This window comes from Hypericibacter terrae, assembly GCF_008728855.1.
Lineage (GTDB): Bacteria > Pseudomonadota > Alphaproteobacteria > Dongiales > Dongiaceae > Hypericibacter > Hypericibacter terrae.
Genome location: NZ_CP042906.1, coordinates 4,385,594 through 4,410,542 on the forward strand (window position 1 = coordinate 4,385,594; position 24,949 = coordinate 4,410,542).

Annotated in this window: 20 protein-coding genes; 8 read left to right on the forward strand and 12 right to left on the reverse strand. The window is 64.1% G+C overall.

Features of this window, described 5'->3' with window-relative positions:
- Positions 1 to 33: 33 nt before the first annotated feature.
- From FRZ44_RS20170 to FRZ44_RS20195, 6 genes are all read right to left on the reverse strand, one after another.
- Positions 34 to 1,095: a putative B6 ABC transporter substrate-binding protein gene (locus FRZ44_RS20170; RefSeq protein WP_151178868.1), complete on the reverse strand. Its 1,062-nt coding sequence runs from the start codon at positions 1,093 to 1,095 to the stop codon at positions 34 to 36.
- A gap of 119 nt (positions 1,096 to 1,214) precedes the next feature.
- Complete coding sequence (gene fhmpcd1, locus FRZ44_RS20175; RefSeq protein WP_225308361.1) at positions 1,215 to 2,129, reverse strand: 5-formyl-3-hydroxy-2-methylpyridine 4-carboxylate 5-dehydrogenase; 915 nt, start codon at positions 2,127 to 2,129, stop codon at positions 1,215 to 1,217.
- Positions 2,130 to 2,209: 80 nt separating this feature from the next.
- On the reverse strand, positions 2,210 to 2,809 hold the full coding sequence (locus FRZ44_RS20180) for a glutathione S-transferase family protein (protein ID WP_151178870.1): 600 nt from the start codon (positions 2,807 to 2,809) through the stop codon (positions 2,210 to 2,212).
- A 54-nt stretch (positions 2,810 to 2,863) separates the two neighbouring features.
- On the reverse strand, positions 2,864 to 3,244 hold the full coding sequence (locus tag FRZ44_RS20185) for a RidA family protein (RefSeq protein ID WP_151178871.1): 381 nt from the start codon (positions 3,242 to 3,244) through the stop codon (positions 2,864 to 2,866).
- Between the two features lie 7 nt (positions 3,245 to 3,251).
- Positions 3,252 to 4,379: an LVIVD repeat-containing protein gene (locus tag FRZ44_RS20190; protein WP_151178872.1), complete on the reverse strand. Its 1,128-nt coding sequence runs from the start codon at positions 4,377 to 4,379 to the stop codon at positions 3,252 to 3,254.
- A gap of 74 nt (positions 4,380 to 4,453) precedes the next feature.
- A complete protein-coding gene (locus FRZ44_RS20195) occupies positions 4,454 to 5,596 on the reverse strand; it encodes a cupin domain-containing protein (RefSeq protein ID WP_225308362.1) in 1,143 nt (380 codons plus the stop codon).
- Positions 5,597 to 6,006: 410 nt separating this feature from the next.
- Between FRZ44_RS20195 and FRZ44_RS20200 the strand changes: the two genes are divergently transcribed.
- The 7 genes from FRZ44_RS20200 to FRZ44_RS20230 all read left to right on the forward strand — a co-directional run bounded on the left by FRZ44_RS20200 (position 6,007) and on the right by FRZ44_RS20230 (position 15,335).
- Entirely contained in the window at positions 6,007 to 6,726 is a 720-nt protein-coding gene (locus tag FRZ44_RS20200; RefSeq protein WP_151178873.1) for a FadR/GntR family transcriptional regulator, read from the forward strand.
- Positions 6,727 to 7,152: 426 nt separating this feature from the next.
- A complete protein-coding gene (locus FRZ44_RS20205; protein ID WP_151178874.1) occupies positions 7,153 to 8,151 on the forward strand; it encodes a helix-turn-helix domain-containing protein in 999 nt (332 codons plus the stop codon).
- A 408-nt stretch (positions 8,152 to 8,559) separates the two neighbouring features.
- Positions 8,560 to 9,516 carry an ABC transporter permease gene (locus tag FRZ44_RS20210; protein WP_225308363.1) on the forward strand — a complete coding sequence of 319 codons (957 nt, stop codon included), beginning with the start codon at positions 8,560 to 8,562 and terminating at the stop codon, positions 9,514 to 9,516.
- A 31-nt stretch (positions 9,517 to 9,547) separates the two neighbouring features.
- Positions 9,548 to 10,552: a sugar ABC transporter substrate-binding protein gene (locus FRZ44_RS20215; RefSeq protein ID WP_151178876.1), complete on the forward strand. Its 1,005-nt coding sequence runs from the start codon at positions 9,548 to 9,550 to the stop codon at positions 10,550 to 10,552.
- An 81-nt stretch (positions 10,553 to 10,633) separates the two neighbouring features.
- The gene (locus FRZ44_RS20220; protein WP_151178877.1) at positions 10,634 to 12,754 is read left to right on the forward strand and encodes an ABC transporter permease; all 2,121 of its coding nucleotides are present in this window, start codon (positions 10,634 to 10,636) and stop codon (positions 12,752 to 12,754) included.
- On the forward strand, positions 12,751 to 13,833 hold the full coding sequence (locus tag FRZ44_RS20225; protein ID WP_151178878.1) for an NHL repeat-containing protein: 1,083 nt from the start codon (positions 12,751 to 12,753) through the stop codon (positions 13,831 to 13,833). The genes FRZ44_RS20220 and FRZ44_RS20225 overlap by 4 nt, the downstream gene beginning before the upstream one ends.
- Positions 13,830 to 15,335, forward strand: a complete 1,506-nt coding sequence (locus FRZ44_RS20230) for a sugar ABC transporter ATP-binding protein (RefSeq protein WP_151178879.1) — start codon at positions 13,830 to 13,832, stop codon at positions 15,333 to 15,335. The genes FRZ44_RS20225 and FRZ44_RS20230 overlap by 4 nt, the downstream gene beginning before the upstream one ends.
- Positions 15,336 to 15,477: 142 nt before the next feature.
- On the opposite strand, the gene FRZ44_RS20235 is transcribed toward FRZ44_RS20230, so the two are convergent.
- From FRZ44_RS20235 to FRZ44_RS20260, 6 genes are all read right to left on the reverse strand, one after another.
- Positions 15,478 to 17,010 carry a phospholipase C gene (locus FRZ44_RS20235; RefSeq protein WP_151178880.1) on the reverse strand — a complete coding sequence of 511 codons (1,533 nt, stop codon included), beginning with the start codon at positions 17,008 to 17,010 and terminating at the stop codon, positions 15,478 to 15,480.
- Between the two features lie 231 nt (positions 17,011 to 17,241).
- A complete protein-coding gene (locus tag FRZ44_RS20240; RefSeq protein WP_151178881.1) occupies positions 17,242 to 18,147 on the reverse strand; it encodes a dihydrodipicolinate synthase family protein in 906 nt (301 codons plus the stop codon).
- A gap of 141 nt (positions 18,148 to 18,288) precedes the next feature.
- Positions 18,289 to 19,353 (reverse strand): LacI family DNA-binding transcriptional regulator, encoded by a 1,065-nt coding sequence (locus FRZ44_RS20245; protein WP_191908209.1) that lies wholly within the window; start codon positions 19,351 to 19,353, stop codon positions 18,289 to 18,291.
- 198 nt (positions 19,354 to 19,551) lie between these two features.
- Positions 19,552 to 20,310, reverse strand: coding sequence for an amino acid ABC transporter ATP-binding protein (locus FRZ44_RS20250; RefSeq protein ID WP_151178883.1), 759 nt, complete (start codon positions 20,308 to 20,310; stop codon positions 19,552 to 19,554).
- Positions 20,307 to 20,960 (reverse strand): amino acid ABC transporter permease, encoded by a 654-nt coding sequence (locus tag FRZ44_RS20255; protein WP_151178884.1) that lies wholly within the window; start codon positions 20,958 to 20,960, stop codon positions 20,307 to 20,309. Before FRZ44_RS20255 ends, FRZ44_RS20250 begins: the two co-directional genes overlap by 4 nt.
- A 96-nt stretch (positions 20,961 to 21,056) precedes the next feature.
- The gene (locus tag FRZ44_RS20260) at positions 21,057 to 21,926 is read right to left on the reverse strand and encodes a substrate-binding periplasmic protein (protein WP_151178885.1); all 870 of its coding nucleotides are present in this window, start codon (positions 21,924 to 21,926) and stop codon (positions 21,057 to 21,059) included.
- A gap of 1,062 nt (positions 21,927 to 22,988) precedes the next feature.
- On the opposite strand from FRZ44_RS20260, the gene FRZ44_RS20265 reads away from it, so the two are divergent.
- Positions 22,989 to 24,935, forward strand: a complete 1,947-nt coding sequence (locus FRZ44_RS20265) for a PrkA family serine protein kinase (RefSeq protein WP_151178886.1) — start codon at positions 22,989 to 22,991, stop codon at positions 24,933 to 24,935.
- Positions 24,936 to 24,949 lie beyond the last annotated feature (14 nt).

Consider the following 24,949-nt stretch of genomic DNA (forward strand, 5'->3'; position numbering starts at 1 on the left):
CGGCGTCGCCCCTTGCATCAACGCACCCGATTCTTACTGGGCCGTGCCGATGTCGACCGAGGTCATCAACTTGCGGACGTCTTCCGCGTTGAAGACCGGGGTCAGCTTGACCTTGCCGTCGATGATGTCCTTGCGGACCGCCATGACGGAGTTCCACACATCGTCGGGGATGTGCTTGGTGTGCAGCAGCTGGCAGGAATCGTCCGCCACCTGGATCGAGTAATGCTTGGTGCCGAAGGTGCCGGCCTTCAGGTCATCGACCATCGCGCTGAACACGGGCACCAGGTTCCAGACCACGGAGGACAGGAGATGGCCCTTGTCGATCGGGGTCTTGTCGCCGATCACGTCGATGAACCACACCGGGCCGCCATTGGTGGCCTTGGTCGTCTCGGTCGCTTCCATCATGCCGAAGCTGGCACCGTCGCCCTGGCCGAAGATGATGTCGGCGCCGGCGGCGATGACGGACTCGGTGACGCGACGGCCACCGGCGGCATCGGAATAGGCGGCCGGCCCGATCACGGCATAGATCAGCTTGATGTCCTTCTTGACCGACTTCGCCCCTTCCGCGAAACCCGCCGACTGCGAGTTCCAGCTCGGGGGCTCGCCGGAGGTAACGATGCCGAGCGCACCGGTCTTGGTCATCTTCGCGGCCAGCACGCCGGCCAGATAGGCGCCTTCATGGCCGCTCAGCGTGTAGTCGGCGATCAGGCCGGGGACATTGGCGTCGGGACGATCGACGATCGCCACCGGCACCTTGGTCTCCGCCGCGATCTCGGGCGCGGCCTGGTTATAGCCCGAAGCATGGGCGATCATCAGGCTGACGCCGTCGCCGGCGAGCTCGCGCAGCTGCGGACGCACATCGCCATAGCCCAGGCCTTCGGCCGGGACGAATTTGATGCCGTACTTCGCCGCAACCGCCTTGCCGGCGTCGATCGCCTGCTGGTTCCAGCCGTAATCCGTGCCCTGCTCCGGTGTCAGGACCGCAATGCTCGTCACCTCGGCGGCGCCGGCGCCGCCGGCGAAGCCTACGCCCAGGGCCAGCGCGGCCGCGACGGGCGTCAAGCGAATCACATTATTCAGCGATGTCCATTTCATGGGGTTAGTTCCTCCCTATCGAATTAGCACCCAGTTGCAAACGCGCTCTTCTTATTCCGGCCCGAACGTCCCCGTTTGATCTCCCGGGGTTGCCGCGCCGCCGATCCCCGATCCGGGGACTAGTCCTCCAACGCCTTGCGGACGGCCACCAACCGGCGTGCCCGCTGGCTCTGAAGCTCACTGATCTTCGCCGGCGTGTAGTCGAAGATGCCGCCGCCGGTCTTGATGCCCAGTTTGCCCGCCGCGGTCCGTGCCGTCACATAGGGACTGACATCGCCGCGCGCGCAGAGTTCCTTGTTCAGATAGCTGCCGACCGACTGGTAGATGTCGAGGCCGGCCATGTCGAGCAGCGCCATCGGCCCCACCACCGAGAGCTTGTAGCCGATGCCCCAGGAGACGCAGGCATCGAGCCCTTCGGGGTCGATCACCCCTTGTTCGACGAGATCCAGGCATTCGCGCATGACCGCATAGAGCACGCGGTTCTCGACGAAGCCCGGCACGTCCTTCTTGACCAGGATCGGAATCAGCCCGAGGCCCTTCACGAAACTGGTCATCCAGCTCACGGTCGCGGGCGCCGTCTCCCGGCCCGCCACCACCTCGATGATCGGGATGATGTGGGGCGGGTTCGACCAATGCATGCCGACCACGCGACCCGGCGCCGAATTGCCGGCCTGGAGCTTGGTGATCGGGATGCCGGAGGTGTCGGAGGCTATCACGCAATCCCCGCTCACCAGCCGGTCGATCTCGCCCAGGACCTGCGTCTTCAGCTCGAGCTTCTCCGGCACATTCTCGATGACCAGCTCGGCCCCTTGGAGAGCCGCCGCCAGATCGGCATGGATGGCAACCTCGCCCGCCGCGCGGTCCGCCATGCCCAGGGTCGTCAGCACGCCAGTCGCCGTCTTGATGCTCTGCGGCGCCTTGGCGCGCTGCTCGGGCGACAGGTCGAAGGCAGCCACGGTCATGCCGGCGCGCGTCAGCACCGCCGCGATGCCCGGCCCCATGGTCCCCAGACCGATGAGCGCAACCCTGGTCATGATGTGATCGTCTGCCCCCTTCCGGACGCGGGCGCCGGCCTTGTCTGGCCGGTCGCCCCCGCCGTTCTCCTGTTACGCGATCAGCCCGCGACGGCTTTCTTGAAGGCCGGCCGCGCCATACATTTCTCCCGCCAGGCCCGCAGCGCCGCGAGCGGCGGATGCTCGATCGGAAAATCGAGGCAGCGGGTGATGATGGTGCCGAGCGCGAAGTCGGCCAGCGTCATCTCCTTGCCCGCGACCCAGGCCTTGCCCGCCATCGCGTTGTCCAGAATCTGGAGCTGGGCGATCAGCTCCTTGCTGTCGGCCGCCCAGCTGGCGCCGCGTTCGGCCGCCGGCTTCTTGGCGTCCTTGAAGATCGAGAGATAGGGCCCGTTGAGCGCGGCGAGCTGCCAGTCCATCCAGCGCTCCACCTCGCTGCGCGCCGCGGGATCGCTCGGATAGAACTTGCCGCCATTCTTGTTGGCGAGATAGCGCAGGATCGTGTTCGATTCCCACACGATCGTGCCGTTGTCGTCCAGGGTCGGCACCTTGCCGTTGGGATTGAGCTTCAGATAGTCGCCGCCGGTGTTGTTGAACTGGCGGCCGTAATCCTCGCGCTTGTAGGGCAGGGCCAGCTCTTCCAGCAGCCACACCACCTTCTGCACATTGCCCGACGTCCCGCGTCCCAGAACCTTCAGCATTGTCCAATCCCCGCCCTGTCTCGTTGTTTCCGCGAAATCCGACCGCCGGCCGCCTCAGCGCAGCGGCTTGTAGGCGATCGCATCCATCTCGATCTTGCAGCTGATGACCGCGCGCGCCTCGACCGTCGTGCGCGCGACGCGGCCCTCGGCGAAAAACTCCTTGAAGACGCCGTTATAGCGGCCGAAATCCCGCGCGTCTTCCAGATAGACGGTGATCTTCACCACGTCGGAAAGATCGGCGCCCTCGAGGGCCAGGATCCGCCGGATCGATTCGAGCGTCCAGCGCGTCTCTTCCTCGATATTGCCGACGCACATATTGCCCTGCTCGTCCTTGGCCACTTGCCCCGAGACGAAGATGTAGTCGCCGGCCCGCACCGCCGGATGGAACGGCAGGTTGGGGTTCTTCTTTCCGATCGGCTTGATGGCGTCGTTCATGATGATCTCAAAGCACCGAGGTTTCGACGATGTCGACGCCGCGCTGGCGGTCGATCAGATAGAGCAGCCCGCGACTGTCCATGGTCACGTCGTTCGACGAGGCCAGCTCGAAGCCCTCCGGCGGATCGGGTTCGAAGAACGCGATCTCCTTGGGCGCGAAGGGATCGGCGATGTCGAGGATGCGCAGGCCCTTGGCGAACCAGGCGAAGGGAATGATCGTTCCCTTGAAGCGCTCCGAGGGCTGATGGCAGCCGCGCATCGGCGGCTGCGGCGCGCCGTCCGGATCGACCCCCTCGACCTGGAAGGTCGAGATCGGGATCGGCAGATGCTCGTTGGTGATGTCGTAGATCCAGGTGAAGGCCGGCGCCGCCGGCCAGAGCTTCGCCACATCCTCGTCGGCCACCACCATCACCTTGCGGCCCTTGAGCGGCTCGGGGATCGCAAGGCAGGTGTGGGTCGGATGCGGGAAGGTCGGCGAGGTGTTGACGCCGGAAATCGCCTTCGGCTTCGACATGTCGGAGATATCGAGGATGTAGAAGCCGTGATGCCAGTAGCTGACATAGAGCCGGTCGCCGACCCTCAAGGGGTGATGGCAGCGCGGCGGCGTCCAGTTGTCCCAGGGATAGTCCTCGCCGCCGGCCTTCCACTGGCCCGGAATCCACCAGCGGCCGACCTCCTCCGGTTTTGCCGGATCCTTGAGGTCGAGGATCATCGCGATGTTGCCGATATAGCCTTCCGCCGTCGGCGAGATATAGGCGTAGCGGCCGTCGAAATCGTAGCGATGCACGCCCTTGCCGTGGGTGCGCCATTTGGTGATCAGCTTCGGCTCGGCCGGCTTCGACACGTCATAGATGCCGAGACCGCCGCCGAACTCCGCCACGCCGTCCGTGCCCTGGCGCTCGTGATTGACGATCATGATGTCGTTGGCGACGCGCACCTTGTGCGAATGCCATCCGGCCGGCAGCTCGACCTTGGTCAGGATCTTCGGCCGCGCCGGATCGGCGACATCGACGATGGTCGTGCCGGTCGGCTGGCGCATATGGCCGATATAGAGCGTCGTGCCATCGACCCAGACCTGGCCGCCGCCCGGACAGTCGATATGCGCCAGTTGCTTGGTGTTCTTCGTGCGCGCCATGGTGAGGAGAAAGCCAGCCGATCATGCGGGATTGAGAGAAAGCGTGGAACTCGGACGTCGCGGCGCCCGCCCCGTCAGACGATGCGATAGACCTCGCCGGAAGGCCTGCGCCCATGCTTCTGATAGAGCGCCAGCGCCTTGAGGGTGGGCTCGTCGGAGGCCACGAACAGGATCGCCGGGTCCTTGGGCGAGCTGTTCACATGCTCGCACCATTCGCCGCCCGGCACCGCGAAGGTGTCGAACCGCTCCCAACTGAGCTGCTTGCCGCCGACGATGCTGTAGCCGCTGCCCTCGAAGGGCGCGCAGAGCAGGCTGGCATTCTGCTTCAGGGGCATCGTCTTCTCGCCGGGCCGCAGCATCTGCGCGAAGAAGGTGATGGTTTTGTAGACCGGGCCGCCGGTGGTCGGATCGACATACTCGATCATCAGCGCCTCATGAGGATCGCCGTCCCAGTTGCGGAACTTCTCCAGGAGCTCGCGCATCATGTCCCAGCGATAGACATACATGGGCGAGGCGGCACCTGTGCCGCGGTCGTGCGAGAGGAAGCGTGGCATCAGCCCGCCATGGCCGTAGGCGCGCTGCGAATAGTCGGCCGGGAAGCGCTCGGTCTGGACCTGCTTCTTGATGCGCTCGCCCTTCACCTCTTCGTGATAGTCATGCTCGAAATAGGTGGCGTTCAGCACCTCGGTCAGCGGCAGATCGAGCACGCTCAGATTGATCGCCGGGTCGTCGCCCTTGTTGCCATGATTGTGCCAGGTGTCGTGCGGCGTCAGCACCATGTCGCCCGGGCCGAACACGATGTTCTCGCCTTCGACGCCGGTGAAGTTCGACTTGCCGGTCAGGCCGAAGCGGATCGCGTTGGGCGAATGGCGGTGCGGCGGCATGATCTCGTGGGGATCGTTGAGCCGGTAGGCCGTGTACATGGTGGTGACGGTGGCCCGGCGCGGCGCCAGACCGGGATTGACCAGGATCAGCGAGCGGCGCTCGGAGGATTCCATCGTGATGAGCTCGGCCGAGCGATGCAGCAGCGGCTCGATGGCGCTCTTGAACTTCCAGACATAGGGGATCGCCTTCTTCTTGTCCTTCACCTGGCTGTCCAGGTCTTCGATGCTGCCGGGCTGCATCGCCCAGAACGGCGCCATGCAGCGCTCGAACACATCGGCATGGAGCTGATCCATGGCCGCCTTGCGGTTATCACCCTCGACCCTGACCGTCATTCTTCCACTCCCTGCCCCGGGGCGTCGGTGTCCCAAGGCGATTCTTCCTGCGGAGACCGCCTCGTACGGCCCGGCTCGAACCAATTGCCGCACAAGTGGTTCATATTGTTACGCAAACACTAGCGGCGGCCGTAACCAATCGTCAAGTTTGATTCTGATGCCTGATCCATTTGGAACGGTGGCATTCCCAGCCCTTCGGAACAGCGCTTGGGGAGCTCGCTCGGCTGCAACGTCGTGTCGCCGGAGATCCGCCCGAGGCGCCACGGCAGCCGCGCGGCGGGCGCCCGGAAGCGCCGGGACCAATCGCGGCGTCGCCTCGGCCGGGGAGAACCGCCTTGACGTGCGGCGCAAACCATTTTAGTCAATTGGTACCGCCTTCGCGACGGGGGCCAATCCGGATCCGAGACGCCATGGAAGCCTATGAGCAGACCGCAGCCAGACTGCGCCAACTGATTTCCGACGGGGGTATCGGCGAGGACGGGCGCATTCCGCCCGAACGGGTGCTGGCGAGCGAGCTCGGCGTGGGCCGCCGCTCCTTGCGCCGCGCTCTCGACATTCTCGAGAGCGAAGGCCGCATCTCGCGCCAGCAGGGGCGGGGCACCTTCGTTCAGGCTTCACCCTTCGCCTCCGCGACCGCGGGCAGCGAGGTGCTCGACAACATCCTCGAACATACCAATCCGCAGGAAGTGATCGAGCTGCGCCTGGCGACCGAGCCGGTGATCGCGCGGCTGGCGGCGCTGCGCGCCTCGCAATGCGACATCAAGAAGCTGCAGCGGCTGGCGGCCGAGACCCGGGCCGCCGCGGGCGCGGAGAGCTACGAGCAGGCCGACCAGGCCTTCCATCGCGCCATCGTCGAAGCCTCGCGCAATGCGCTCTTCCTCGCCGTGTTCGACGCCGTCGGCGCCTCGCGGCGCGACGAAGCCTGGCGCCGCATCGGCGAGAACGCCCATTGCTACAAGCGCCAGGCCGTCCATGCGGATTTCCACATGGAGATCGTGGCCGCCATCGCGGCGCGCGACGGCGAACGCGCCCAGACGGCGATGTACCGCCATCTGAGCGATATCCAGCAGCATATCCTGCGCCACGCCTTCTCGCTGCACGCGCTGCCGGCGGCCGCGCCCGCCAATTAGGCGCGGCCCCCGGCTTAAGCTCCGAGGGGCGGGTCGATGCGGGCTCGGTGACGGTGAGATGGCTCGCCGCGAGCTCGTCACCCCAGGCCCCAATATCCCGACATTGCCGGCCGGCCTCCGAACCCGATCGAGATCGAGGACGAAGCGGATCCGCTCCCTCTCGAGGACTTGGTTCTCACCGCGGCCAGCCAATCCTGCGCAAGGCGCTGCTTCTCCCCTGGGGGTTTCGCACCCCGCCCCGTTGCTTTAACCGGCTCATTGGGCTCAAATAATGGGCAGAGTGAGAACCCGAGCGGTTAAAATGCGGGCAGCGGCGCAACGAGCGAAGCATCCCGCACCTTGTCCCTACAGCGGAATCATCCGGAATTGGAATGAAGGCGCCGAAGCGCCAAGGGATTGCCTGAATGGCGCTTTGGGGAGGTGGCCATGCAGACCATTTTCGACAGCAAGACTCTGCCCGTGGCGAAGCGCCGCGAAGCCTGGCAGGACGCGATCTGCGAGATCTATTTGCGGGTGGATTGCGCGATCAAGCCGCAAACGGACTATGACGGCTTTGTCCGTGAGACGCGACTTGGCGGGATAACGCTTACTGACACACTTGGCTCGCCTCAGATTGTGCAGCGTCACAAGCGCCATATCGCGCGCATCGAGAAGGATTGCTATTACATGGGCTTGGTGCAGCGCGGCATCGGGCAAATCCGGCAAGCCGGTTCATTGCTGACCCTGCATCCTGGCCGCGGCGCGCTTTATTATGCGAGCGAGCCGTACGAGATACGATGCGACGACACGATGCATTGCTTCTGGATCGAGATCCCGCGCCAGGTCTTCGCTGATCGCTTCGATTCGGGGCATCCGCCGCTCACCGCGCATCTCAATTCAAGCCGTGGTCTTGGTCGGATCGCCGTCGAATTTTGCGGCGCGTTGATCTCCGAAACGGCCAGTCTCGATCCGCAAACGCGGGAAAGGCTCGGCGAGCAGTTGATGGACATCCTCGCCCTCGCCATGAGCGCGGAACCCGACCGGCAGCCTGCGGACGAATTCAATCTGAAGCTCGCCCGCCTGCGGTCGGTGAAGAGCTACATCGAAGCCCATTTGAGCGATCCCGACCTGACCTTGAGAAGAATCGCGGCTCAGAACGGCATCTCGTTGCGCTACCTCCACCAGCTTTTCCGTCCGACGAACATGTCGGTCACCGAGTGGCTGCGGCTGCGACGATTGCAGCACAGCTACGACCTGCTGGCTTCGCCGCGACACGCGGCACGGTCGATCACGGAAATCGCCTATTCGATGGGCTTCAGCAGCTCCTCTCATTTCAGCAATCTATTCCGCGCGGAATTCGGTGTGCGGCCCTCGGACGTACGGGGGACGGCTTTTCCGCCGGGCCCTTCGAGCAAGGCGTCACCCATCGCGGATGGCACGGCATAGCCGCCGACCGAAGGGGAGTCTCGCAGACACCCCTCTATGCAGCCCCCGCTGCACCAGTCATACGAAACGCTCTGTCTGGGAAATCGGAAGTTCCCAGTCATTCCGTTTCCCGATGGGTACGAATCCGGCCGGATTGCCGGATTCCTTCCATTTCCGCAGCCGGGTGCGTGCTGTTCGTCGTTCGCAGTTGCGGAAATCGAGTGTCCTGCTCAGTAAGGCCGCATGCCGCTGACTCCAACTGCGATCATTGCGCTCCCGAGCAAGCGCCGTGCGCTGTCATGCAAGCCGTCATGTCATCGGCCTGATACGATTCGGCAATAAGTGAAAAGGCTTAGCCGGCTGACGGACGGTCGCGACACAGACTCGCGAGGCGGAAAATCCATGCTCGGACGAACAGGACGCGTCTCCTTGAATCAAGAGAAGATCGTACTCCTGATCGCGATCGTCCTGTTTTGCGCCTTTTCCCTGTTTCTCAACGGATTTACCAGTGCCGGCAATCTGCTGACGCTCGTGCGCGGCGTCTCCACGCTGGGCATCCTCGGCGTCGGGATGGCGATTCTCATCATCGGTCGCGGGATCGACCTGGCGATCGTCGCGATCTACGCGATGTCGGCCGGGTGGACGCTCCATCTCGCCAATGGCGGCATCCCGATCGCGCTTGCCATGCTCATCGGGTATCTGTTCGCGCTCTCGGCCGGCGTTATCAACGGTGTGCTCATCGCTTACGTCGAAGTTCCCGCTCTCTTCGCCACCCTGGGCATGGCTTCGTTCGTCTATGGCTTCGCCCGATACGCCCTCGTGCCGCTCTATGTGGTCTATATGCCCGAGGCGGCGTCCGGGATTGCCTGGATCGGCAACGGTTTCATGTTCGGCGTGCCGGTTCCGATTCTCTTCTTCGCCTTCGTCTCCTTGCTTGGGTTTGCGTTCCTGCACTTCACCAAGCCGGGGCGGTTCGTCTATGCGATGGGCGACAATTTCGCCGCGGCGCGCATGTCGGGTGCGCCGGTGCGGCCCATGATCGTCCTGCAATATGCGATCTCGGCGACGATCGCTTATCTGGCCGGCATGATCACGGCGACGGCCGTTGCCAGCATGAACACCAATATCGCGAATTCCTCGATGATCTACGACGTCATCCTGGTCGTCGTCCTCGGCGGCATCGGCCTTTCAGGAGGGCGCGGCGGCGTCCGCAACGTCGTCGTCGGCACTCTGCTGATCGGCATCCTGCTCAACGGGATGACCATCATGGATATCCAATACACGTTGCAGGACGTGATCAGAAGTCTCGTGCTGCTCATCGCGATCGTAATCGACAGCCTGGTCAATCCACGTGATGAACAGACTGCACAACAAGGCGACATATGAAAATGCGCCGGCTCACAAGGGAGGACGAAGCATGAAAATCAAGAATACTCTGACCGCGGTTGCGGCGATCTTGTCGGTACTGGGAATTGCGGATCTGTCGATCGCCGCCGGCATCGACGACCCAAGGCGGGCCGACTACTTCAAGACCTTCGAAGGGAAGACGGTCGCCTTCGTGCCGGTCACCATGGGCATCGACCTGACCGACGGATGGGCGTCGGTCCTGCAGGCCCAGGCCGACGACCTCGGGATGAAGTTCGTGATCCGCGACCCTCATTTCAGCGCGGACGCCGGGGCCCAGGCCATCACCGCCTTGATTTCGGAGAAACCGGACGTTCTCATCGTCCATAATCCGGACATCCAATCCTACGCGAAGCTGCTCAAGCGTGCCGAAGAGGCCGGCATCCACGTCATCCAGGTCAACATGCGATCGAACTACAACTCGGACGCCTATGTCGGTGCGGACTGGATCGGCATCGGCGAGGCGGAAACCCAGGCAGTCATCGACAGGTGCGGCGCCGGAACGAGCCAGAAGATCGCCATCCTGCAAGGCCAGCCGACCTCGGGATCCGACAGCGGCATGATGAAGGGTGCCGAGAACATCCTGTCCAAGCATCCCGAGATCAAGGTCGTCGCCAACCAGGGTGCGGATTGGGACGCCACCAAGGCGCGCACGATCATAGCCACGGTCATTCAGCAGAACCCGGATCTGTGCGGCGTGGTCGGATTCTGGGACGTGATGGATCTGGGCGCGGCCGCGGCGATCAAGGAATCCGGAAAGAAGATCGCCCTGGTCACGTCGGGCGGCGGCGAGCAAATGGCTTGCGACAACGTGGAAAAGGGCGTGTTCGACGAGGAGATCGCTTATCCGGTCCTGGATCAGGGTCACGCTCTGGCCGTCATGGTCCAGACGGTTCTGCAGTCCGGGGAGCCGGCCGGAAAGAATAAATTCGTCATCTACACGCCCTCGGTAAGAATCACGAAGGAGACCCTCCATCCCGGTCTCTGCTGGAGCGCCGCGAGCATCAAGAAGAATTGACGGCTCCACGGACATGTTTCGTAAGGCGCTGAGCTGCGGAGTCGGCTCAGCGCCTTCTTTTTGCTACGGGAACGCATCGAGATGATCGCCGATTTGATCACCAGGCTGCGCTATCGATATTTTCCCGATCACATGGTCGGCGAGGTGCTCGGCAAGAGGTGGATGGACAATACGATTCCCGTCCTCCTTCTCGTCGCGATCCTGTCCTATTTCGTGGCGACGATTCCCAATTTCGTCTCGTTCGGGAACCTGTCCGACACCTCGCGCCAGATCGGCGAATTCGGATTGATCGTCATCGGCATGACGATCGTCATGCTGGGCGGTGGCATCGATCTCAGTGTCGGCTCGACCTTCGCTCTCGCGAACATCACGGCGCTGATATTGTTCAACCTGGCTGGGTGGCCGCCAGAAGCGGTCGTCGCCGGCACGATGGGTGTGGGAGCCCTTGTCGGCCTGATCAACGGCCTGCTGATCGGCTATCTCCGGCTTCGAGCGTTCTTGACCACGCTCGTCATGCTGACGCTCGTGCGCGCGGTGGTCACCCTCCTGCTTCAGATGTACCAGGTGCAGATCGCCTCGAGCTTCGTCGAGTCCGATCTCTGGGACTTCATAGGCACGGGATCGGTTCTTGGCCTGCCTTTCAGCGTCGTGGTGCTGATCGTCGTGGCGGCGTCGGCGCATATCGTCATCAGCAGGCTCCGCATCGGCTGGCGCGTCATGGCGGTCGGCGGATCGCGCCGCTCGGCCTACAACGCGGGCATCCCGGTGCGATTCACGGTGTGTCTGACCTATGTCGTGTCCGGATTGCTCACCGGTTGTGCGGGGGCGCTCTATGCGTCGAGGCTCTCCGGCGCCGGCCCCGACACCGGACTCGGTCTCGAGCTCGCTGCCGTGACGGCGGCGCTCCTCGGAGGCAACAGCATCGGCGGCGGGCACGGCTCGGTCGCCAAAGCGCTGATGGGAGCGATCATCGTATCGCTCCTGACCAATGGGCTTGTCAGGCTCGGGCTCGGGAACGGCTCGTCGCAGATGGCGGTCGGCATCGTGTTGCTGCTGGCGATCAGCATCAACGTACGCTGGAGCAAATGGCGGCATAAGCTCCAGTCGAAGGTCTACATGTCGCCGGCCTATCTGGCCCTGCCCCCCGACCCCGAGATCGACCCGAACTCGGCTTCGCCTTACGCCATGAACGACCGGCTTCGTGACGTCGAGGTCATCGGCCTCGGCGAGGTCGACGGGCCCGAGGACGTCATTCTCGATGCGGACGGCAACATCTATTGCAGCGCGCGTCAGGGCGATATCGTTCGCTTCCTGGCGCCCGACTACAGGCGACGCGAGGTCTATGCGCATGTGGGTGGCCGGCCTCTCGGCATGGCCATCGACAAGGACGAAAGCCTCGTCGTATGCATCGCCGGCATGGGCCTCTACCGCGTGGACAAGGGGCGCAATACCCGGAAACTGACCGCGGAGACGAACCGGTCGCGTCTGTCGGTCATCGATGATTCCCGCATGCGGCTTGCCGACGATCTCGATATTGCACCCGACGGAAAGATCTACTTCAGCGAGGCCACGATCCGCTACGGGATCGAAGAATGGGTTGCCGACGCCCTGGAAGGACGCGGCAACGGGCGGCTCATCCGTTACGATCCCGCGACGGACACCACGCGGACCATCAAGCGCGGCCTTCTCTTCGCGAACGGGATGTGCGTCGCGCACGACAACAAATCGGTGCTGTTCGCCGAGACATGGGGCTGCAGGATCAGCCGCTATTGGCTCGAGGGGCCCAAACAGGACACGACCGAGATCGTGCTCGACGGGCTTCCCGGATACCCCGACAACATCAATCGAGGCTCGCGCGGAACCTACTGGGTGGCGCTCGCCGGCACGCGAACGCCATCCTACGATCTGGCGATGACGATGCCGGCCTTCCGGCGACGCATGGCACGGCGCGTCGCCAGCGTCGAATGGCTGTTTCCCAACGTCAATGTCGGCTGCGTGGTGCGCTTCGACGCCGCGGGGCGCGTTCTCGAATCGCTATGGGATTCGGCCGGCGAGAACCATCCGACGATCACCTCGATGCGGGAGCATCGCGGCTATCTTTATATCGGTGGCGTGACCAACAACCGGGTCGGGCGGATCGAGATCCCGGACGCCGATCCGGAATGGACCGGCCCGGCATCCTATTGGGCAAAGCGTCCATGAATCCGCTCAGGAAACCCTTGGACCGGTGGCTCGGCCGTGGCGAAGCGTCCATCACAACGCCGCCGATGGATGGCGCCTTCCGGCCCAACGATCTTCTCGATTCGGCGTCGACGGTTGTGGAGCTGCCGGCGCCCGACTGTCTGGCCGTCACGTCGCATGGCGTCGTCGTCTCGTCAGGGCATTTGCTGTTCAGCGTCGACAAGCCCGGCGGAAGCCCGGTCGCGTTCTTCGATGCCGAGATCAGCGCCTTGGCCGGATTGCCGGATGGCGGTGCTGCGGTCGGCCTGAGCGACGGCAGGATCGCCTTCGTCGGGGGCCGGCATCACCGAAAGACGATCGAGATCGGTCCCGAAGCAAGGTGCATCACCGCGCTCGCGCCCGCGCCCGACGGTTCTCTGTTTGTCGCCAACGGGTCGGCGTCGAACGGGCCGGCGGCGTGGAAACGCGACCTGATGGAGAAGAATGCCACCGGGTCCGTGTGGCGGATCGAGCCCGCCCGGAGTAATCGCCAACAACTCGGCGGAAGCCTGGCTTACCCCTATGGCCTCCTTGTGGAGCCCGGCTCGATCGTCGTCTCGGAAAGCTGGCGCAGCGCGTTGACGCGAATTTCGCCCGGCGCAGCCGGCAAAGGCGAGCAGATACTGGAACACCTTCCCGCCTATCCCAGCCGCCTGGCGCGGGGAGCCGACGATGGGATCTGGCTCTCCCTGTTTGCGCCGCGGAGTCAGATCGTCGAATTCGTGCTGAGCGAGGACCATTATCGTCGGCGCATGATCAACGAAATCGACGCCGATCTTTGGGTGGCGCCGAGCCTTCGCGCCGGCCGGTCGCCCAAGGAGCCGATGCAACAGGGCGGCATGAGGCAGCTCGGACTGCTGAAGCCCTGGTCGCCCAGCCAATCCTACGGCCTGGTGGCGCTTCTCGATCGCGCCTACCGGCCGATCGCCAGCCTTCACAGCCGGGCGAATGGAAGGCGGCACGGCGTCACCAGCTGCGTGGCCGTTGGCGGCCAGCTCTTGTTCTCGGCCAAGGGCGACGGTGTCGTCGCCTCCTGCGCCTATGAGGGATTGGCATCATGAGCGTTCCGCCGCTCCTGGAGATGAAAGGCATCGCCAAGGATTATCGCGGCGTCGCCGCGCTGAAGAACATCGACTTCGACCTGCGGCGCGGCGAGGTGCATGCCCTCCTGGGCGAGAACGGGGCCGGCAAGTCGACGCTGGTCAAGATCCTGTCGGGCGCGGTCACCCCGACCCGAGGCGAAATCCGCATCAACGGCGAGCATATCCATATCGCCGGTCCGACGGATGCACGCCGACACAGGATCGCGATGGTCTATCAGGAGACCAGCCTCGTCCCCTCCCTGACCGTCGCCCAGAATCTCTATCTCGGTGACGAGAAGTTCTATAACCGCCTGCGGGGAACCTATATCGAGGCGCAGCAGCTTCTTCAGTCGCTGAACTTTCCCGTCGATCCGGCGGCAATCCTTCAGTCGCTCGGCACGGCCAAGCGGCAGATGGTCGAAATCGCGCGCGCCGTCCGTCTCCAGGCGAAGATCATCATATTCGACGAGCCGACCGCGACTCTGACGCCCGAGGAGAAGCATCACCTCTTCGCCTTGATCGACCGGCTGCGCAAGGAGCAGGTCTCGGTCATCTTCATCAGCCACGCGCTGGAGGAAGCGCTCGAGATCTCCGACCGGATCACCATCCTCAGGGACGGCGCCCACATCGTCACCGCCGACGCCAACACGCTTTCCCGCGAGACGATCATCCGTCACATGGTCGGCCGGTCGCTGACCGACGAGCTCTATGGCCAGGTGACCGATCCCCGCGCGATGCGCCGTCCCGGGGAAAGGGTGCTGAGCGTACAAAACCTCTCCATGCAGAACGTCGTGCGAAACTGCTCCTTCTCGATCTTTGCGGGGCAGGTCACCGGCATTTTCGGCCTCGTGGGCTCGGGCCGCACGGAAACGGCCCGGATCGTCGCAGGCGTCGCCAAGCGGGATTTCTTCCATGGCGGCGAGGTGCATTTCGACGGACGTTCCGTGCGCTACCGGACGCCGCGCCAGGCGGTCGGCGACGGCGTCGTCTATGTCACCGAGGATCGCAAGGGTGACGGGTACTTCGAGACGATGTCGGTCGCGGAGAACATCTATATCGGGCGGATTTCGAGCCGCGAGTCGCATGGAATCGCGCTGAGCATGAGCGAGATGCGCGCGCTCGCCGCAAGCTGGACGGAGAAGCTCAACATCAGGACGTTGAACAGCGACGCGCGGGTCGTCGAACTCTCCGGCGGCAACCAGCAGAAGGTAGTCATCGCGAAGGGGCTGGTCCAGAAGCCCAAGCTGGTCATTTTCGACGAACCGACGCGCGGCGTAGATGTCGGCGCCATCGCCGAGATTCATCAGTTGATCGGCGAGCTTGCCGATGAAGGGCTCGCCGTGATCGTCATATCGTCCTACCTGCCGGAAATCCTGAGATTGTCCGACCGTATTCTGGTTTCGAGGCTGGGCCGGATCGTGGAGGAGCTTTCGCCCGCGGAGGCGACCTCGGAGGCGGTGATGTATGCGGCCGTCTATTAAATTTGGCGGCGATTGCGGGCGCCCTCGTCGGGTCCGGCGATGGCGAACTCGGCGATCTGGCGCAGCCACCTGCGGAGCCTCGAATGCTCGGGCGAGAACTGAAGCTTCGGCTCGTCGCAGGTCTCCCGGCGGCGGGTGTCTCTCACGGCACCGCGCGGCCGGTCTTCGGATCGAGGATGAGTGCCTGGGCGTGGGGCTTGCGAAAGTCGAACATTCCGTCGAGCGGACCCGCGAAGGCGTCGGCTGACTGTTCGCCGATCCGCCCAAGACTCCAATTGTCCTCGATGAAGCGCAGGATCGAGGTCTGGTCCGTCAGCGTGTGATCGACCGCGTTGACGCGCGCATAGGGCGATATCACCAGCAGCGGCAGGCGCGGCCCGAAGCCGCAGCGCGCGGGATCGTCGTTGGGCTTGGCGTTGCCGCAGCGCCCTGGCCCATTGAGGGCGTCGACGTCGGCGATGGCCGACCCGCGAACGATCGGCGGCATCACATGATCGTACCAGCCGTCCGAATCGTCGTAGGCGATGATGATCGCCGTGTCTTTCCAATAGGGCGACTTCTCGATCGCATTCACGATCGCGACCAGATGCGCCTGCTCGTCGAGCGGATTGGAATAGCCGGCATGCCCGTCCTGGTATTTCTTGGCCTTGACGAAGCTGACCGCCGGCAGATGGCCGTGGCTCAACGCATCATAGAAATCCGCCAGATCGTACTGGTGATTGGCCTGGTCCTGCTCGCCGATCGTCGCGATCGACGTTGGCGCCAGGTGATGCGGGTTCGAGGTGCTTTCGTAATACTGGAACGGCTCGTGATGCGGGCTGTAGTCGGTCACGGCGGCATTGGCGATGTTGGTCGATTTGGCGCCGCAGACCGCCTTGCCGTCCCTGCTGCCGGTCGGGCGGAAGCCGCCTTGAAACCAGCCCCAGCTGACATGCTTCCCGTTCAGGAGATCGCCGATATTGCGCCCCGTCATGCCGACCAGCCCGGCCTTCGGATTCGAGCAATCGTCCAACTGCGGATCGGGATCGCCGATCATCGTGCCCTGCACCGTCAAGACCTCGTCCTCGATCTTGAGATCGGCGAGCAGCGCGCCGTGGGTCGTGCCGGCAACGAGATTGATCGCACCGGGCGAGGATGGGCCGAAGTTGGTGCCGAAGGAATTGTCGTTGAGCGCGAAACGTTGCGCATAGTTCCAGATCGCGGTCACCGTGTTGCCGTCGAAATAGCCCATCACGCCGCTGGGATCGCAATTCTTCCCGTCCGAGGAGGTGTGCTCGACGAACTTGTCCATGAGGCCGCCGTCGAAGGCGAGTTGCTCGGCGGTATATTCGTGATCCATGTCGCAGGTGACGGCCTGCTGCGGCGACAGGCGCGCCGGGTTGGCCGCATTGGGATTATTGGTCAGCAGCGCTTCGGTCAGGCCGTTGACGCTGGGCGTCTCCGGCTTCGCACGAAAGGCCGGCTCGCCCGGCAGATTGAGCGCCTTCGGGTAGGTGGCGAAGTAGTGATCGAAGGAAACATTCTCCTGATAGAGCACGATGACATGCTTGATCGGCGTTGCGGTTGCCGGTGCGGCCGCGCTTGAAGGACCCGCGCCGAGGCCCGCCATTGTCATGACGAGAATGCCGGCACCGAACGTCAGGCCGGTCCCGATACGCCAACCCCCGATGGTCATGATTTCGCTCCCCTGCTCCGGCGCCCGGCCCGAATCATTGCGATCGCCGCGACCCGCCGACGGCCGACGGGGCACGCACGCCGTCTTAGCGCCGTGAGCCGACGCGATTTATGACATCGGGCCCGGCCGGCGATCAATTCGGCCGTGGATTTCCATTAAATAAGCGAAAGGATCGGGGGACGGCTGCGGCCCCCTTGCCGCCATGATCCCGGCGATCGGCGTGGTCGCGCGTCAGAGCTTGCCCAGCATCTCGGCATAGCGGCGCGCCGTCTCGAGGCCGAAGCGCGTCGCCGCCCCGGAGGGCGCCCGCGGCGCCGTCTCGGCGATGCCGAGGCGGTGGCCCAGCACCTGCTTGCCATAGATCAGGAAGGTCCCCATCGATTCCATCAGGAAGACCAGCAGCGGCAGCACGCTCTGGTAAAGCCGCTCCGCCTCCGCCATCGAGTCCGGCTTGCCGCTCGCCATCAGATCGAAGATCCGCGTCGTGACGTCGAAGGTCTCCGCGCCCGGAATGAATCCCACGGCGCCGGCCCGCATCGAATCGACCATCTCGACGCCGGCCCGGCCGTTGAACACATCCATCGCGCCATCGACCTCCTGCATCAGCTCGGCGATCGAGAGCGCCGTCGCCTCGAGCTTGACGATCGAGAGATTGGGATGCGCCTTGTTCAGCGCCTTGATGCCGCCATGGCTCAAACCGATGCCGAGATATTCCGGTGCGTTCTGGATTCCGAGCGGCAGGGAGGATTTCTCCGCCACGGCCCCGAAGAAGCGGATGAGCTCGATCTCGGGCACGCCCTTGACCGGCGGCGGCTGCAGGATCACCCACTTCGCGCCGAGGCCGGCGGCGGCCTTGACGAAATCGCTCTGGCCCGCCGCCGTGACCTCGGCCACCGTGACCGCCAGCGGCACCCGGCCGCCGATGTCCTCGGCCACCCATTCCATGACCGTGTGGCGTTCGGCCAGCGACAGCTTGTTGACCTCGGTCGCGAGCCCGAGCACCGCGACGCCATGGACCTTGTGCGCCAGCAGGGACGCGACCTGCTTGCGCATCGCGCTTCGGGACAGGTTGCCGTTCGCGTCGAACAGCGCATAGACCATCGGGTAATTGCCGAAGAAGCCGGATCTGGTTTTCATGGGGAAGCCTTCGGATCTCGCATGACGGGCGGAAAGTGGACTGGGGAAAGCCGGTTTGTGTAACGTTAAACTAACGCTTCGCCGCGGGCCTGTCCATCGCTCCCGCGCACCCGTTCAGAAGGGCCGAACGGAACCGCGCCATCAGGTCGAGCCGCCGCGCTGCAGCGCCACCGGATAGACGATGTCGGTCTGCGTGAAGCTGCCGTCGGCCAGGCGCTTGAGGATCTCGGACCCTCCGCGCGCGCCGATCTCATAGGCCGGCGAACGAACGGTCGTCAGCACCGGGTCGGTATATTGCCAGAACTCGAAGGCGTTGAAGCCGGTGAGGATCACCTGTTCCGGAATCCTGATCCCGCGCGCCGCCAGCAGTTTCATGGCGCTGATGCCCATCTGGTCGTTGCCGGCCAGGATGGCGTCGGGCAGCCCATGCGTGTCGAGATCCTGTGCCAGCGCCGCCTGGGTGCCGCGGAACTCGCCATCGCCGCAAGTGACGATACGAAGCTCGGCGCCATTCTTCTGCTGCCGGATCGCCTCGCGGATGCCTTTGATTCGCTCCCCGATCGCCGGCCAGTACAGCTCCGGCACCAGCATCGCGAGGCGCTTGGCGCCGCCGTCGAGCGCCACCTGCCCCAGCATCCGACCGCCGCCCCGGTCATCCTGCCGGATGCTGCAAAGGTCGACCGCGGGAAACTTCAGGATCTCCTGGAACAGAACGATCGGCTGTCCCAGGCCCAGCAGCGTCTCCACCACGCCGCGCCGGATCGCGTCGCTGCCGGAGAGCATCACGCAGATCGCATCGGTCCGGATATCGCGGACCATCGGCGAGCCCTTGAAGGCGGCCGCCGAATGCCCTTGCAACAGCAGCCCGTAACCGTTGGCGTTGAGATGGTTGCCGAGACCCGACACGACATGGGTGATGAAGGGATCGGCCAGGTAGTTCGGCATATCGTCCACGATCACCATGCCGATCGAAAGCCGCTTCGACAGCCTCAGGCTGCGCGCCATCGTATGGGGCCGATAGCCCAGCTTCTCGATCTGGGCCTCGATGCGCAGACGGGTCTCGGGCCGCATCGAACCGACGCGGCCATTCATCAGATTGGACACGGTCATGGGCGAGACGCCGGAAGCCTCCGCCACGTCGCGCAAGGTGGCGCGGCCCCCGGCCGGCTTTGCGGCCCCCGGGCGCGGCGGACCCGCCTTCGCCACGCCCGTTTCTCCAGACGGGGATCTGGACGGACCACGTTTCACGCCGGGCGATTTCGGGGATTTTCGTGCTGTCATCCGGGGCGGCCGAAGCCGGGGTTGCGGGAGTCCTTTCGGAGTCGAGGCCCGATCATAGCGGGTCACGCGGACCCGCGCTGCGGGGGCCCGGCGTTTCAGCGGGGGCCCGCGGGGCAAGAGCCTCTAGCCTTTGGCCGCCTCGAGCGGGGTCCGGTCCAGGACCGCCCGCAGGAACAGCTGCAGCCGGTCGCTTCTGGGCCGGGCGAACAGCGCGTCCGGCAGCCCTTCCTCGACGATCCGGCCGCCATCCATGAAGACGACCCGGTCGGCGACCTCGCGGGCGAAACCCATCTCGTGGGTCACGATCAGCATGGTCATGCCCTGCTTCGCCAGCGCGCGGATCACCTGCAGCACCTCGCCCACCAGCTCGGGATCGAGCGCCGAGGTGATCTCGTCCAGCAGCAGCAATTTCGGCTCCATGGCCAGCGAGCGCGCGATCGCCACGCGCTGCTTCTGGCCGCCCGAGAGCTGCGAGGGGAAGGCCTGGCTCTTGTCGGCGAGACCCACCCGCGCCAGGAGATCTCGGCCGCGGGCCTCCGCCTCGGTTCGGGACAGCTTCAGCACCTGCACCGGCGCCTCGATCACGTTCGCCAGCACCGACATATGGGTGAAGAGATTGAAGTGCTGGAACACCATGCCCATCCGCGCCCGCATGGCCCGCAGCTTCGGGCCCGGCACCACAGGTTCGCCCTGGAAGAGGACGCGACCGCCCGACGGTTCTTCGAGCCGGTTCACGCAGCGCAACAGAGTCGATTTGCCCGACCCCGAAGGACCGATGATGGCGACCGTCTCGCCTTCCCTCACCGCGAGATCGACGCCGTCCAGCACCGTATGGGTGCCGAAGCGCTTGACCAGGCCTTCGAGGACCAGGACATCGCTCATCGCGGCGGACGCCGGAGCTCGAGCCGGCGCGCGAGCCGGGACAAGGGAATGCAGATGGCGAGATAGATCATGCCGGCCACCAGATAGATATCCATGCTGCGGAAGGTCTGGCTCGCCACGTCATAGGACCGGTACATGATTTCCGGCACCGAGATGGTGAGCGCCAGCGAGGTGTCCTTGATCAGCGAGATCAGGTAGTTCGTGAAGGGCGGCAGCATCATGACCGAGGCCTGCGGCAGGACGATCCGGCGCATGATCTGCAGCGGCGACATGCCGAGGCTGGTCGCGGCTTCGACCTGGCCGCGATCGACCGCCTCGATGCCGGCGCGGATGATCTCGGTGACATAGGCGCCGCCGAGGATCGAAAGCGTGATCACCGCGGCGCTGAAGGGATCGAGCCGCACGCCATAGGAGGCGAGCCCGAAATAGATCAGGAAGATCTGCAGCAGCGCGGGCGTGCCGCGGATGACCTCGACATAGATATTGCCGAGCCAGCGCAAGGGACGCTGCCTCGCTCCCTTGGCGAGGGCCCCCAGCAGGCCCAGCACCAGGCTGCCCAGCAGCGACAGCGCCGTCAGCTCGGCCGTGATGATGATGCCCTTCGCGACATAGGGCAGATAGGTCAGGGCGAAGGTGAAGAAGTCGGTCATCGCAAAGGCGGCCAGCCGGGCAGCGTCAAAAAAAGAGGGGTGGCGGCTTGCGACCGCCACACCCCCGTCACGAGCGGTCTCGTTGCTGAAGCGAGATTACATCTTTCCGGTCAGATAGGCCGGGCTCGTCAGTCCGTATTTCGCCATGATGGTCTTGCCCTCGCCGGCATCGACCAGCCGCTTGATCTCGGTATCGAAGGCCTTGATCAGCGAGTCGGTGCCTTCCTGGGCGAAGACGAAGAAGGTGCCGGGCAGCATGTCGCTGCCGAGATATTCCGGCGGCATGTATTCGACCACCTTGAGGTCGTAGCTCGGATTCTGGATCACCGCGTAATCGAAGGTGAAGCCCCACCAGATCGCCGCATCGACGCGGCCGGCCTTCAGATCCATCAGCATCGGGTCGGCCGACTCGTATTTGCGAATCTCGCCCGCGCCGAACTTCTCCTGGAGCTTGGTCGCTTCCTGTTCCTGCGCCGAGCCGCGAACGGTGCCCAGCACCTTGCCTTTCATGTCGGCGAAGGACTTGATCGAGGCATCGTCCTTCCTGGCGATCAGCACGTCGACGCCGTACCAGATCGGCAGTTCGTTATAGGCCATGACCTTCTTGCGCTCTTCGGTGCGATAGAGCCCGACGATCGTGTCGACGCGGCCCGACTGCAGCGCCGGTGCCAGGGCCGAATGGGTCAGGATGACCGGATCGACCTCGACGCCGAGCGACTTGCCGATCGCCTTGGTGAAATCGGCATCGATCCCCATCCATTCGCCCGAACCGATATCGATCCAGCTCTCCGGCGGGATGCTGAAGGCACCGACGCGCATGTAGCCGCGCTTCTTGATCTCGGCGAGCAGGTCGGCCGACAGGGCCGGCCTGCCGGCGGCGGCAACGGCCGCCACGGCCGCAGCGCCCGCCACGAACATGCGCCGCGAGACCGAACCGTTGAGCTTCGTTTCGTTGAGTTTCGACATCGGCAGCCCTCCTCTGGATTTGTGTTTTTTCCCGACCTCTGGGCGAGCCGGGCAGAACCATCCTCCTGCCGGCGTCGCTTCAGGTCGATTTAGTGTAACGTTAAACTTGGCAGCCGGGCGAGTCAACGGGCTCGAGGTTTTGCGGGTCCGACGGCGGCGCGGCGGGAGGAAGAGGCGACGGATCTTCGAGGGACGTCGTCGAGCGGACGATCCCGCGCTTCGGCAACGCCGAGCCGCTTCGCGGCGGCGGCGATTGCGCCGGAGCGTTTGCGCATGTTCATTCCCTAATGCCGCATATTCGTTCTCTAATTCGGAAGTTCTCCGCTCCAGATGCTCACCTGTGACGGGCGATGGATTTCGTCGCGCAGGATTCGGGGCATGACGCCGTGTTGACAATGAGAGGCCCGGTATTTCCGCCTCGGCGGAAGAAAGGCCGGCGAAGAGATGCCGGCATACTCGACGATGTCAATGGCAGAGCATCGGCTTTTGAATGCGTCGCAGCGGCTGCCATATCGCGGCCTGGACCGGTGCGTTGCTCGCAACCGGTTCCGCGGCAATAAAAATATTTCGATTTGCGGCTTGACCGACTCGGGCGACACCCCTTCTTCTTTATATGGGTTATTAGGATTTACGCTCACATCTCTGATTCGAGCGGATGAATCCATGGCCGTCTCAGTTAGCCGGGTGTGCCGCGGGCCGCCTCAGGCCGGGCCGCCGACACTCCGGAACGATGCAATAGGCGGACGCGTTAAGGGGTTTTGTTAACCACTATCGCGGAACATTAACCACATCCGGAGGCACTGACGGGATTGACCCGAACGAAGGGCGAGCCGGATAGGGAGCCAAGGTTTCATGCCTCAGATCGGCGTGACCCCGACGAGATTGCTCCACGGTGCACGAGTGACGCACTCGAGACCGATGAAAGCGCACGGCGACGTAGCGCGGGCGGCCATCGCGGCCAACAAGACCCATCGATCACCCAGACGCGGCAAACGGCACAGCCCTTCGCCACTTGGCCAGCCTGCAGAGCGGCCTTTAGACCGGTGATCTGAGGAGAATCCGATGGGCGTTGTCGAAAACATCTTTTCGCGTTCCTTGCAGAATTATGAAAGCCGCCGCGAGCACGACATGCCGTTGCTCGATTATCTCGAGCTGTGCCGTGCCGATCCGACCGCGCACGCGACCGCCGCGGAACGCATGGTCGCCGCCATCGGCGAGCCGGAGGTGATCGACACCGCGAAAGATGCCCGCCTCGGCCGCATCTTCATGAACCGGACCATCAAGACCTATCCCGCCTTCGCCGAGTTCTACGGCATGGAAGAGACGATCGAGCGGATCGTGAACTTCTTCCGCTTCGCAGCCCAAGGCCTCGAAGAGCGCAAGCAGATCCTCTATCTCCTGGGGCCCGTCGGCGGCGGCAAGTCCTCGCTGGCCGAACGGCTGAAGCTGCTGATGGAGCGCATGCCGATCTATGTGCTCAAGGCCGGCAGCCAGCTGAGCCCGGTCCTGGAAAGCCCGCTCGGCCTGTTCGACCCGGAGCAGATGGGGCCGACCCTCGAGGAACAGTTCAACATTCCGCGCCGGCGCCTGACCGGCCTGCTCTCGCCCTGGGCGGTCAAGCGCCTGGACGAGTTCAAGGGCGACATCCAGAAGTTCACCGTCGCCAAGGTCTATCCGTCGCGGCTGCGGCAGATCGGCATCGCCAAGACCGAGCCCGGCGACGAGAACAACCAGGACATTTCGAGCCTGGTCGGCAAGGTCGACATCCGGATGCTCGAGCTGCACAGCCAGAACGACACCGACGCCTATGCCTATTCGGGCGGGCTCAACCGCACCACCCAGGGCCTGCTCGAATTCGTCGAGATGTTCAAGGCACCGATCAAGATCCTGCATCCGCTGCTGACGGCGACTCAGGAGGGCAACTATGTCGGCACCGAGAATATCGGCGCCATTCCCTTCCAGGGCGTGATCCTGGCCCATTCGAACGAGGCCGAGTGGCAGACCTTCAAGAACAACAAGAACAACGAGGCCTTCATCGACCGCGTCTGCGTGATCAAGGTCCCCTACTGCCTGCGCGTCACGGAAGAGCAGAAGATCTATCAGAAGCTTATCCGCACCAGCGAGCTGGCGGAGGCGCCCTGCGCGCCGGCGACCATGGAGATGCTGGCCCGCTTCTCGGTCCTCTCGCGCCTGCGCGTCCACGAGAATTCCAATCTCTATTCCAAGATGCGCGTCTATGACGGCGAGAGCCTCAAGGAGACCGACCCGCACGCCAAGTCGATGCAGGAATATCGCGACGCGGCCGGCGTGGACGAAGGCATGGACGGGATCTCGACCCGCTTCGGCTTCAAGGTCCTGTCGGCGACCTTCAACTACGACAACACCGAGGTCGGCGCCGATCCGGTCCATCTCATGTACATGCTCGAGCAGGCGATCAAGCGCGAGCAGTTCGCCGACGACGTCGAGAAGCGCTATCTCGAATTCATCAAGGCCGAGCTGGCCCCGCGCTATGCGGAGTTCATCGGCAACGAGATCCAGAAGGCCTACCTCGAATCCTACAGCGACTACGGCCAGAACCTGTTCGACCGCTATGTCGACTATGCCGACGCCTGGATCGAGCATCAGGACTTCAAGGATCCCGACACCGGCCAGATGCTAGACCGCGACCTCCTGAACCAGGAGCTGACCAAGATCGAGAAGCCGGCCGGCATCGCCAACCCGAAGGATTTCCGCAACGAGGTGGTGAAGTTCGCGCTGCGCGCGCGGGCCTCCAACGGCGGCAAGAACCCGTCCTGGACCTCCTACGAGAAGCTGCGGGAGGTCATCGAGCGGCGCATGTTCAGCCAGGTCGAGGACCTGCTGCCGGTGATCAGCTTCGGCAGCAAGAAGGAAAACGAGACCGCGAAAAAGCACACCGAGTTCGTGCAGCGCATGATGACGCGCGGCTACACGGAACGCCAGGTGCGGCGCCTCGTCGAGTGGTATATGCGCGTCAAACAAGCCGGGTGACCGGCAGGCAGGCC